Origin of the sequence: Providencia sp. PROV076, from assembly GCF_028483405.1 — a bacterium.
GTDB lineage: Bacteria > Pseudomonadota > Gammaproteobacteria > Enterobacterales > Enterobacteriaceae > Providencia > Providencia huaxiensis.
On sequence record NZ_JAMPRR010000033.1, the window covers coordinates 56,223 to 68,702 of the forward strand.

Below are 12,480 nucleotides of genomic sequence, written 5' to 3' on the forward strand. Positions count from 1 at the left end.
TTTCTTGACAAATAGACTAAAATTCAATTGTTTTCCTGCAATTTCGCTAATTTTAACCATTAGCCAAGTAAAAATGAGGCCGTCACTCGGAATAGATATGTAATACCTACACTTGATTTCTCAACAATTAAAGACGCAAATCTAGCAAAAAGATTTGTGGTTATTTCTATTTCTTTAGAGAAAGCATGATGAATATGCAATCAAGAAAGTATGGTAGAACGTATCACTATCCGTTCTCCCTAGGTACGACGAGTGATGATCGCATCAATAGCGATTGGTGGTCGCACATCCAAAATATAGACAAACTGGTTCATACAGAAAAACTGGATGGTGAAAATAATTGTTTAAACCGTCACGGGGTTTTTGCACGCTCTCATGGAGCGCCAACCCAATCAGCATGGAGCCAGCAAATTCGCCAACGTTGGCAGCTGATTAAAGATGATTTAGAGGATATTGAACTATTCGGTGAGAACCTTTACGCAATACATTCCATTGAATATCAACATATTGAAGATTACTTCTATGTGTTTGCGGTGAGGCAGGGGGAGTATTGGCTCAGTTGGGAAGAGGTGCAATTCTATGCGGCTCTATTTGATTTCCCAACCGTCCCTCAATTAGATTTATCACTCAGTAAACACATGAGCAAGCAAGAATATGCAAGTTCATTAATTACTGCAGCATCATTAGATAGCCAATTTATTGCGCGTGATACTCACACGGGTAAATCTTGTAGCATGGAAGGTATTGTGAGCCGCGATAGCCAAGGTTTTCATGTGGATGATTTTATGGCGCATGTTTTCAAATATGTGCGTAAAAACCATGTTAAAACGGATATCCACTGGAAGCGGCATTGGCAGAGAGCCAAGCTGGCCTTTGAATTACAAGGAGAACAACCATGAGTTGGCAATTAACCCAATGTCGTGATTGGACACAGCTTGAAAAACAGTTCGATTTTGTGCGTGATATGCAGTATGTGCCGCAAGACCGCTTGCACCATGCGGAAGGTAACGTGGCTATTCACACCCAAATGGTGTTAGCTGCTTTAGAAGGTTTGCCTGAATATCAACAGCTTCCTGAGCTTAAACAACAAATCGTTTGGGCTGCAGCCTTGCTGCATGACATCGAAAAACGCAGTACGACAAAAGAAGATGAAGAGGGGCGGATCCATTCACCTGGACATGCCAAAAAAGGTGAGTTATCTGTACGAAATATATTATTTCGACAAATAGAAACTCCTTTTGCTATTCGCGAACAAATTGCGGCTTTAGTTCGATTCCATGGTTTACCGCTTTGGTTAATGGAAAAGCCAGATCCTGAACGCACGTTATTTGCCGCATCTTTACGGGTTGAAATGTCTTTATTGTGCATGTTAGCGAAAGCTGATGCGATAGGGCGTACGTGTGAAGATAAAGCAGAATTATTGGTCAGAATCGAGCTATTTGAGTTGTTCTGCCGTGAGCAGGGCTGCTGGAACAAACCTAAATCATTCGCGTCAGCGGCTGGGCGCTTCCAGTATTTTCATCATCAAAAAGGCACCACGGATTACCAGCCTTTTGAAGAGAATGGAAGCGAAGTGATTATGTTATGTGGTTTACCGGGGATGGGAAAAGACCATTTCATCAAACGGTTTTACCCACAAACGGCAGTAGTTTGTTTAGATGATATTCGCCGAGAACATAAAATCAACCCAGCAGATAAAAATGCACAAGGGTGGGTCGCTCAGCAAGCGAAAGAACAAGCGAAACAGTTATTACGCACGAAAACCCATTTTATTTGGAATGCGACGTCACTGAGTGCCTCATTACGGGGAACAATGATCAGTTTATTTGAACGCTATCAAGCAAAAATCCATTTAGTTTACTTGGAAGTACCATTTAAACAGTGGCGGCAACAAAATCAACAGCGTCAATATGCGGTACCGGAGCAAGTGATGGAAAAAATGGCCGGGAAGTTGGAATTGCCGACGCCAGATGAAGCTCATCAAGTTTCCTATTACATTGATGGCAATTTTGAACCGTTACTTGCAGAAAAATAAAATTCATCACCTGCCTCTAGATAAGAGGCAGGCTATTATTAGTTTTAAGGAACGTATACGTTGCCTTCAAACAGTTTTCTTGCCGTACGAACAATTGAAGCTTGAAGCCCTTCCGGTGAGTTGCCTTGCTGGCTTAATGATACCTCAAATTTACCACTTAAATGCTCAATGGAAATGTTGCTCATATCAACAGGCTGAATGTATTGCTGAGTAATACTGTCCGGGATCATAGTGCTTGTGGCAATGGCAATAGCACCCGTTACGGCAAGCGCACCATGGCATTTATGTGGCATAAAATAGCGGACATTAATTGTTCCACCGTGAATGGCAGGTGAAATCAATATGGGTTTAGGAATGACTTTTTTACTTACATCACCAAGCCCCATCATTGCACCCGCTTTTATACGAATAGCCTCTAGCTTTTGCATAAACTCGGTATCTGCTTCAAGTTGTTCCGCGGTTTCATAACCTGTTTTGTTAAGCTGAGGGGCATCAATTAATACCACTGGCGTCGCCATATCAATGCAGCTGACATCAATACCTTCAATAGTATCAATCGCATGGCCTGTAGGGAGCAATTTCCCTGTTTTTGTTCCACAAGCATTTAAAAATGTCAGTGCAACAGGCGCTGCATGGCCGGGTACGCTAGCAATTTCGGTATTACCATCATAAGTTACATGGCCATCAGGGGTTTGTACCCTAGAGTTGATGAAAGTATTCGTATTTACATTGCGGATCCTAACCGTGGTTGTTTCACCCGTGATGGGCACTAATCCTTTTTCAATAGCAAAAGAACCCACTGCACAAAGAATATTGCCGCAATTCGGTGCTGTATCAACAAGACGTTCAGTAATAGAAACCTGAGCAAATAGGTAATCAATATCGGCATCAGGGTGGGCGGAAGAGCTAATAATAGCGACTTTACTGGTTTGTGGGCTGCCTCCACCAATGCCATCAATTTGCAAAGCATGGCCAGAACCCATAATAGCGAGGATCAGTTCATCACGTTGTTGAATATCAGTGGGAAGGTCATCGGCTAATAGAAATACGCCTTTTGAGGTTCCGCCACGCATTAGTGTGCAAGGGATTTTTTTCATCTGTTTACCCGTCATATTTCGCGCTGTAGCTGTGTTGGCTACACTCAGCCCCCCAAGTCACATACTGATGTATGCTCCTTGGGATGTCTTTGTTTTGCCGCCTTGCTACAACGCGAACTATTTAGGGTAAACCCGTGAATACAATGAGGGTGAACCAACCCGTTAAGTATTACGCTGTAGCTGTGTTGGCTACACTCAGCCCCCCAAGTCACATACTGATGTATGCTCCTTGGGATGTCTTTGTTTTGCCGCCTTGCTACAACGTGAACTATTTAGGGTAAGCTGGGCTAATATTATTAGGTAAACCTAAGAAAGAATTAAGCTTGCTCCAATAAAATTCACGTTATAGCGCCAAGACTGCAAATAACTCTGGAACAGCGAGAAATTAATCATTTTGTTGTTAAATAGGGCACAATCATGATGGTGCCCGTCGTGTCGATTTATTGACTAAGAATTAAATTAATCCAGTACTGATTAAAATTTCCCACCAACCTAAACCGATAGTCATGTGAACGAATAAACTAATGAAGGCAACTAACCCACCAATGATCCACCAGGAACGGATATCGTTATAACCTGCACCGAATACGATAGGTGCTGCCGCGCCGCCATAGTGAGTAACGCTTCCGCCGTAGGCATTTGAGAACAATAATCCCAGTGCGAGCAACATCGGAGGAGCCCCAGCAACCATACCCACAGTGGCAAATACCGGAACCATGGCTGCAACGTAGGCACCACCAGAGGCGAATAAGTAGCGAATGGCAACACTGATGAACATGATGACAAAGAACGCTAGCATTGCTTGGTCACCGAAAGAAAGGTATTGGCTCATGGTATCTGCGAGCCACTTGAAGAAACCTGCTTTTGTGAGTACGCCTGACATACTGATAATACCACCGTACCAAATCAGGGTATTCCAGCCGCCTTTATTCTTCAGCACGTCATCCCAAGTTACAACACCGAGGATCAGAGTTAATGCCATAACCGCAATCGCGACGCTAGAAGCGCTGACCCCGATAAGATCAGAGAAAATCCAGCCGCACAGCGCGATAATGAAGACAATACCTAGCAATTTTTCACGCATAGTCATTGGGCCTAAATCTTCAAGGCCTTTGGCTGCGATCTCTTTATTGTTCACCTTTTTCAACTCAGGTGGATACAGTTTGTAGATCATTAATGGTGTCAAAATCAGCATAATTAAACCAGGTACAGAGGCTGCAAGCGCCCATCCGCCCCAACTTAAATGGATGCCCATAATGTCACTCATCATGGCAAGGGCGAGTGCATTCGGTGCCATTGCGGTTAAGAACATATAGCTGGTGGTTTTGGTCACCATATAGACGTTGACGAGGAGGTAGTGACCCGCTTTTCGTGGGCTTTTCTCTGGATCAGACCCTAAAGCAACGGCCACACTATTGATGATTGGGAAAACAATCCCTCCAGCACGTGCGGTATTAGATGGCGTCGCAGGCGCGATAATTAAATCAAGGATTGCGGTTACATAACCGAGCCCTAATGTTGTACCGCCTAACTTGCCAATCAAAATATAAGAAAGACGTTTACCTAAGCCAGTAATAACAAAGGCAGCACTCAGAGTAAATGCAGCAAATACAAGCCATGTCGTACCGGATGCATATCCGCTTAAAACTTCACTTGCTTTGACATCTTTAGTCCCTGTTACCCCAATAATTACCGCACTGGCAGCAATAGTGGCTAATAAAATAACAGGCTCTGAATAGGGTTTAAGTACCAATCCAACAATAGCGGCAAGGTAAAGACCAAATAGCAACCATGCAATATGTGGTAGCCCCGCAGGTGTTGGTATTAAAGCAATAATAATTGGAATGGCTATTAAGACTAATAGCTTCCATATTTTTTCTTTTTGCATAAGCCAATTTCCTTGATTAAATCAATATTAAATTTATTTAATATTAAATTGAATGAACTTTAATATTAGGAATTTGTTAAAATGACAATGTTTTTAATATGGCTGTATCTTGAATGAATATAATGAATCTTATTTTCATTACTCATTCATTCTAAGGTATATAATTTATTTAAATAATTAATTGGTTTTTATTTGGTTAATTTGTTTTTATTTTTTAAATTATTCCTGTGTTAATTGATATTAAAATAATTACTTCATGTTAATTAAAGACTGGCTGGGTAATCGGGCAAAAAACCAAGTCAAAATTAATAAATCCGCACTTCCTCCTGGACTCATGTTTAGTTGAATACATTCACTGTCGAATTGTTTAACCTTAACTAAGTCATCATGGGTATTAATACCAGTGACTAATAGCTGTTCTGCGCGTTGCTTTACCCATGTTAATCCGTTGACGCCACCACGATTAACAATATTTGTATCATCATTCAGGCTCATGAGTAGAATTAAGGTATCGAGTAGGGCGATATCGGCTAGTTTACCTTTAGCAAGTTGTTGCAAATAATAAGGAAGTGAATGTTTGATTACTAACGAATAACCGCCTTCCGCTTCACCTCTTGCGCCTGTTAACCCATGTTCCTGATATAAGCGGCGGCCTGCGGTAGGGTTTTCGGTTTTTTGTTTAAGTTCATTGGTAATTCCCTTACACATACTGGCAACCAATAAGCTCACACTTTCAGGTGAAACAAATTGTTGTTGTGCAATCAAACGGCCTATTGCGGTTAAAACTAAACCCAAGGAAAAAATACTGCCTTTATGGGTGTTAACCCCTTTAGTCGCGCGGAACATCGACTTCTCGCAATCTATGCCGATAGGACGAATGAGGGGTAATAGTTGATCGATAAGACAATTTTTATATTGAGCACCTGCCTGTAAAAATCGAGGAAAATGTACCGCGATGGCATTGGCACTTAAATGAAAGTCAGTGAGTGCCATATCTTTATGAGCGCCGGTATTGTGTTTATCAACTAACCCAGGTTTAGGTGTCAAATTCACTTCGGCTAACATCGCTTGCCATGCTAATTGGCTGTAATAGCGAGTTAATTTCTCATTTATATGGCTGAGCTGTTTAATAGGTTGCATTCGCTAGCTCCTCAATACGATTAAGTATCTCTACCAATGAATGTGTCCGTTGACGAGCACAAATTTTCGCTTCATTTTCACAAACTAAGCATTGCCTTGGTGGTAAATTTAACTGGGAGCGCGAATATTGCTGCCCATTCGCATCAAATACATCAAAATCCCATAATCGACCAACGGGGGACGACTCTTCTAGGTGAATTAACGCCTTTTTAATCTCGATAGCATCGCCATCAACAGCGACCAAACATTCCGGCCCAGTTTTTAGCGCCCACGATTGTTGTGATAAAAACACCCACTGCCCGCATGAAGCAATTTGTTTAAGCGCATTTAGGCCCTGATTAAACACATGTCTAACAAGAGAGTTGTCTTTGACAGCTCCTGGAAAAACGACAGTAAATGAAATCAAGGTTACCTGATGGAGACCAATCCATGCTTGTTGACGAGCCAGACGGGCATCTCGGCTATCCAACAGTTCAGGTAAAGAAATTTCAAATTGCTCTTGAGTATCAGGCAGTGGGCAAAACATAGTTTACTCCTTCACTTGATGTACAACATCAATGACTGAGCCATCACGATAACGCACAACAGCAACGACTTTATCTGTAAATTCAATTGGGTTAGGCGTTCCAGTGAGTAATTGTGCACGCTCTCTTAACCAGCTCATTGAAACGGTTTTGATGCCTTGGTTTTCAAGTTGTTGTTTTAATTCAGGGCGAGCAGGGTTAACGGTGATCCCATGGTCAGTGACCAAAATATCCACACTTGATCCCGGCGTTACGCAAGTGAGCACCTCGTCCACTAAAGTTGGAATGCGTCCACGCACTAGAGGGGCAACAATAATAGACAGTTTAGAGGCAACGGCAGTATCGCTATGGCCACCAGATGCACCACGAATAACACCATCAGAACCCGTTAATACATTGACATTAAAGCGTGTATCGATTTCTAACGCACTCAACACAACGACATCAAGCATATCAACAGATGCACCTTTTGAATCAAAACAAGCGTATTGATTTGCACTGATTTCAATGTGATTTGGGTTGCGAGCGAGCGACTCAGCCGCTGCTTTATCGAAGCTTTGAACGTCTAATAATTTGCGAATTAAGCCTTTTTCATGCAAGTCGACAATGGTTGATGTGATGCCACCTAAGGCAAATCCTGCAGTAATATTATGGCGTCTCATTTTATCTTCAAGGAAACGAGTAACGGCAAGAGAAGCACCACCCGTACCGGTTTGTAGTGAAAAACCCTCTTTGAAGTAGCCCGACTTTTCGATAACATCAGCAGCAGTACGAGCAATCAGAAGCTCACGAGGGTTTGACGTCATACGAGTCGCATCTGCCCCGATTTTATCCGCATCACCCACACGTTTAACTTTGACGATATAATCGACTTCATCCTGTTTAATACTGGATGGGTTGTGGGGGTAATCGAGTATTTCTTCCGTTAACATCACCACTTTTTTTGCAGTTTCTGCATCAATTTTGGCGTAACCTAAAGAACCACAGCAAGCCGTTCCGGTATATCCGTTTGCATTACCGTATTCATCACATGATGGTACGCCAATAAATGCCACATCAATAACGAGTTCACCGCTATGAATCAAATTAGCTCTTCCACCATGTGAATGAATTTGTACAGGTTCTTCTAATTCGCCGCGTGAAATGGCTTCAGCGAGTGGGCCTCGGATACCAGAGGTATAAATCTTACGAATAACGCCATGACGAATATGTTCAACAAGTGGTGAATGGCAAGCACTTAATGAACTGGATGCAAGTGTTAAGTTGCGAAAGCCCATCTCTGCAATAACTTGCATCACCATGTTGACGGTAAGATCTCCACCACGGAAGGCGTGATGGAAAGAAATTGTCATACCGTCTTTAAGGCCAGAACGACGAATAGCGACTTGCAAATCATCACACAATTTGCGATTTCTCGGTTTTTGCACCTGCTGCTGTACTTTACCGATATCTTTAAATTCACGTAGAACATCGTCAATATTTGGTTGTAAGTAGGCTGATACGCGAGCCTGGCGCTGAGTATTATTTGTCATTTTTATTGCCTCACTCTTCCCTAATTCCTGATAATGCTGCTCGTGATAACACGAGGCGAGCTCTGTCAATAACTGGGCCATCGACCATTTTTCCGTTCAATGAAACTACGCCTTTACCTTCAAGGGCTGCAGCATCAGCGGCTTCAACAACACGCTGTGCATGGTCGATTTCTTTTTGAGTTGGTGCATATAAATTATGAAGTAACTCAATTTGTCTTGGGTTAATTAATGATTTGCCATCAAAGCCGAGTTGTTTAATGTGAGCGGCTTCGCGTAGGAAACCTTCTTCATTATTCGCATCAGAATAAACGGTATCAAATGCTTGAATACCTGCTGAGCGAGCGGCTTGTAAAATGGCGCACCGAGCATAGAGGAGTTCTACGCCGTCTGGAGACCGCTCGGTGCGCAAATTGCGGACATAGTCCTCGGCACCTAATGCGATGCCTATAAGTCTTGGTGATGAATGAGCAATATTCACTGCTTGAGTGATGCCCATTGGTGATTCGATAGCCGCTAACAAACCGGTACTACCTTCTTCACGGCCACAACTTTTTTCTATACGTAAGATTTCACTTTCAATATCAATCACATCTTGCGCAGTATCTGTTTTAGGAAGACGGACGACTTTCGCACCACCGCGAACAACCGCTTCAAGGTCAGCAACACCAAAAGCGGAATCTAATGCATTGACCCGTACAATGGTTTCAATATCTTGATAAAGTGGATGTTGCAATGCATGGTAAACTAAGCGACGAGCGGTATCTTTTTCGCGTAAAGTGACTGAGTCCTCAAGGTCGAACATCAAAGCGTCGGCTTTATAAATAAAGGAATTGCTCAACATCGCTGCATTGGAACCGGGAACAAATAGCATACTTCTGCGTGTACGTGATTTTTGTTCTGGAGTCATTATTTATCCTCCCAAGGCAGGTAGTCGATATCACAGGCGCGAGCCAGTAAAGCTTCTAAACGGGCTTTAAGTACACATTCCAGAGCACCTTTATCATCTACAATGATTTGTGCCCCTTGAATATCATGTTGTTGGATAACGTCTTGTACGATTTTTGCGATAGCATCTCCAAACTGTTTTTCAACGCTACTGGTAATTTGTATTGAGACCTCTTGAGTGTCTTCTAGCGGTTCTATGCGAACCATGACATCACTTGATTCAAGTGTGCCAGCTACTGCTGCGTGCTTTATCTTCATATTTCACCTATGGCTAATTCAGAACTTTCGGTGTGGCTTTGAGCTGATGCGATTTGGTTGGCAACCATCTCTTGCAAATATTGATAGGTTGCCTCAGGCACAATCGGCTTAATTGCCGCAAGATCTTTTTTAGCGAGCAATCGTCTCACTTGTGAGGCAGAAACTGCCGTTCCATTGATGATTGTTCGCGGAAATTCAACGAGTTCTATAGGTGGAAAATTCATAGCATCGGTTTTTAACCAAAAGCGCATGTCTTGGTTATATTGGTTGGTGACTTGGCAAAAAGGTTCCGAGCCTACGAATCGATGGGTTATCCCCAGAGCAGGGGCGATATATTGGCGAAATATCTTAATGTCTATTTCGGTATAACAGTTATTAGCAACCGTTTTGTCTTTAATAAAGTAGCAAGGAAAAGTCGCCCGAGAAATAATATATTCGGAGCCTTTATGAATCGTGAGGTTTTCTATTCCTTTGGTTCCTGCTTCGATTAAATTTAATCTTACTTTATAAGGAAAACGCGATGTGTCTTCTTTGACAACAAATAGGTGTAGCCAATCACAGGCTTTCGCAGCTTGCTCTATTAAATAGCGGTGGCCTAGTGTGAAGGGATTGGCATTCATGACGATTGCACCAATCTTTTTTCCTTCTTTACGTTGTGCTTTTAAACTTTCGATATAACGCTTTAGATAACAACAACTGTTTTCCATCAACACCATAATATCAGGAACAGTGGCAATGGTATGAAAACCACATTGTTGAAATAGGTTTTCATTTTGAAATTTGGTATAAATAAATAAATGAGTTGTATTATTTTCGTAAGCAAGATTAACCAGTTCTGTTGCTAATTTTAATGCAAGGCCTTCACCTCGAGCTTCATCACTAATAGCAACGCACTTAATAACATTTTTGGCTAATCCTCCACACGCAATTAATTTTTCATTGCGAGAAATAGTAATGAAAACGTCAATGCTTGAATCAAGCTCTAAATCGTTTTCCTTTAAAAACTGAGTTATTTCAGCAAGTTTCCTGTTCTCATGACGTTTTACTTGGTTAAACGTTATGTTTTCGAACATAATAGTATCCTGCATCTCATTTAGAGATGTTTTTAAAATGTTGCTAATGTTAAAGTTAATTAAATAAATTCTCTTTTGCTTTTCTTATAATAATAAATAGATTTTCTTATTTAATTACCCTCTTTGATATTTATATTAAAGGTACTGTAGTTAATATATTTGACCTATTTCATGTTTCTCAAATGAGATTGTATTTGTTTAATGGTTTTAAAGTTTTTAATTACTTGATAAGTTTTTTATTGCTTGGTTTTAATGTGTTTAATTATTAATATGTGTATTATACCTTTGGCTTGAATCTGATTTATCGGTTATCCTATCATTATTGAGTTAACAAAATTTTTACTTTTCAGCCAGTAACGAGATATAACATGAAAAAAGAATATGCGCTCTCTTCATTGAAAAAAGTAAATTCAGTTTCATTTTCAGTACGAGTATTTTTTCTGTTATTGATAGTTTCTGTTTTTTTAACTCTCGGGTTGGGTAAATATTTTACGGATACAGCTGAAAATCGATTGATTGCGAACATTCAATCATTGGCGATGAGCCAAGCAAAGCTGATTGCTTCTATTGATGGTGTTGTGCAATCAGTAAAGAATAGAGATATTCCGAGGCTGAAGGTTATTGCTGACAAACTAAACCAAGATTCTAACTACGATTATGTGGTTATTGGTGATGAAAAATCAATTCGCTTATATCATCCAAATAGCCAAAAAATTGGTTTTCAAATGCAGTGGAACAAGCCAGGAGCCTTAGAGAAAGGGGAAAGCTATTTCATTAATGGTGAAGGCTCGATGGGAAATGCGGTTAGAGCAAAGACGCCTATTTTTGATGAACAAGGCAAAGTGATTGGCGTTGTGTCCATTGGTTACCTATCCAACAAAATAGACACATCACGTAGTGAATTGTTCGTACAAACAGGTGCTACCTTTTTAGGGATACTGATTATATTGCTCTTCTTATCGTGGGCATTTTCACGTTTAATTCAAAAACAAATGCTGGGTATGGAGCCTGAAGAAATAACGCAATTAGTCTTAGTGCAAAAAGGGATATTTGATGCTGTTTTTGAAGGTATTATCGCAGTAAATATTCAAGGGAAAATAATTAATATTAACTCTAATGCTCGGAAAATGTTATCTCTAAGCAAGCCATTGGGCCAGTTAACGGGCACTTTTGTGTCGGAGCATATTTCGCCAGTTGATTTTTTTATTACTGATATTGAAACGACCAAGCATGATGTAATTTGTGAGTTTAATGGCCTAAATGTGATTGCAAGCCGTGTGGCAATTCGTGATGAAGAACATCTTGTGGGGGCGGTTATTAGCTTTCGTAGCCAAAATGATATTGAATCGTTAAACTCTCAGTTGACCCAAGTTCGTCAATATATAGAGAGTTTACGGACTTTACGGCACGAACACCTTAATTGGATGTCAACACTTAGCGGGTTATTGCAAATGAAAGAGTATGACCAAGCGTTGGCACTGATTAAAGGAGAATCAGAATCTCAGCAACAATTAATTGATACACTCCGTGGGCAGTTTTTTGATAAGCAAGTCGCTGGTTTATTATTTGGTAAGCACCATCGAGCCAAAGAGTTAGGGTTACAACTAAAATTTACAGCAGGTAGCCAGTTACATGAATTACCTAATTCATTAAATAGTACTGAATTTTGTGCCATATTGGGGAATCTACTTGATAATGCATTTGAAGCAAGTTTGCAAAATAATCAGGGTAATAAACAAGTGGAATTATACCTTTCTGATGAAGGAAGGGAGATTGTCATTGAAGTCGCGGATCAGGGGTGTGGTTTCCCGCCAGAAATTCAAAGTAAATGGTTCGAGCGCGGTGTGACAACCAAAACTGATGTGGCAGATAACCATGGTATCGGGCTCTATCTTGTTGCGTCTTATGTTAAACGCTGTAATGGGGCGGTTCTTATTGAAGAAAACCAACCGCATGGTACAGTATTTTCAATATTTATTCCGAAAGTG

Annotated in this window: 11 protein-coding genes; 3 read left to right on the plus strand and 8 right to left on the minus strand. The window is 40.9% G+C overall.

Annotation, left to right across the window (positions count from 1 at the left end):
• Positions 1 to 188 precede the first annotated feature (188 nt).
• Both PSF67_RS18750 and PSF67_RS18755 read left to right on the plus strand, forming a co-directional pair.
• On the plus strand, positions 189 to 899 hold the full coding sequence (locus PSF67_RS18750; RefSeq protein WP_272677458.1) for an RNA ligase family protein: 711 nt from the start codon (positions 189 to 191) through the stop codon (positions 897 to 899).
• A complete protein-coding gene (locus PSF67_RS18755) occupies positions 896 to 2,035 on the plus strand; it encodes an AAA family ATPase (protein WP_210843347.1) in 1,140 nt (379 codons plus the stop codon). Before PSF67_RS18750 ends, PSF67_RS18755 begins: the two co-directional genes overlap by 4 nt.
• 44 nt (positions 2,036 to 2,079) lie before the next feature.
• Here the strand turns inward: PSF67_RS18755 and PSF67_RS18760 are convergent, their stop codons facing one another.
• From PSF67_RS18760 to citC, 8 genes are all read right to left on the minus strand, one after another.
• On the minus strand, positions 2,080 to 3,132 hold the full coding sequence (locus PSF67_RS18760; RefSeq protein WP_272677452.1) for a 4-oxalomesaconate tautomerase: 1,053 nt from the start codon (positions 3,130 to 3,132) through the stop codon (positions 2,080 to 2,082).
• Between the two features lie 454 nt (positions 3,133 to 3,586).
• Positions 3,587 to 5,020 (minus strand): anion permease, encoded by a 1,434-nt coding sequence (locus tag PSF67_RS18765; RefSeq protein WP_102139292.1) that lies wholly within the window; start codon positions 5,018 to 5,020, stop codon positions 3,587 to 3,589.
• Between the two features lie 249 nt (positions 5,021 to 5,269).
• Positions 5,270 to 6,160, minus strand: a complete 891-nt coding sequence (citG, locus tag PSF67_RS18770) for a triphosphoribosyl-dephospho-CoA synthase CitG (protein WP_166266965.1) — start codon at positions 6,158 to 6,160, stop codon at positions 5,270 to 5,272.
• Positions 6,147 to 6,686, minus strand: coding sequence for a citrate lyase holo-[acyl-carrier protein] synthase (gene citX, locus PSF67_RS18775; protein ID WP_102139290.1), 540 nt, complete (start codon positions 6,684 to 6,686; stop codon positions 6,147 to 6,149). Before citX ends, citG begins: the two co-directional genes overlap by 14 nt.
• Before the next feature lie 3 nt (positions 6,687 to 6,689).
• Positions 6,690 to 8,216: a citrate lyase subunit alpha gene (gene citF, locus PSF67_RS18780; protein WP_102139289.1), complete on the minus strand. Its 1,527-nt coding sequence runs from the start codon at positions 8,214 to 8,216 to the stop codon at positions 6,690 to 6,692.
• A gap of 10 nt (positions 8,217 to 8,226) precedes the next feature.
• Positions 8,227 to 9,123: a citrate (pro-3S)-lyase subunit beta gene (gene citE, locus PSF67_RS18785; RefSeq protein WP_272677455.1), complete on the minus strand. Its 897-nt coding sequence runs from the start codon at positions 9,121 to 9,123 to the stop codon at positions 8,227 to 8,229.
• The gene (gene citD / locus PSF67_RS18790; RefSeq protein ID WP_102139287.1) at positions 9,123 to 9,419 is read right to left on the minus strand and encodes a citrate lyase acyl carrier protein; all 297 of its coding nucleotides are present in this window, start codon (positions 9,417 to 9,419) and stop codon (positions 9,123 to 9,125) included. The genes citE and citD overlap by 1 nt, the downstream gene beginning before the upstream one ends.
• Entirely contained in the window at positions 9,416 to 10,492 is a 1,077-nt protein-coding gene (citC, locus tag PSF67_RS18795) for a [citrate (pro-3S)-lyase] ligase (protein WP_195698532.1), read from the minus strand. Before citC ends, citD begins: the two co-directional genes overlap by 4 nt.
• A 368-nt stretch (positions 10,493 to 10,860) precedes the next feature.
• Between citC and dpiB the strand changes: the two genes are divergently transcribed.
• The coding region (gene dpiB / locus PSF67_RS18800; RefSeq protein WP_272677457.1) for a sensor histidine kinase DpiB at positions 10,861 to 12,480 on the plus strand (1,620 nt) is incomplete at its 3' end.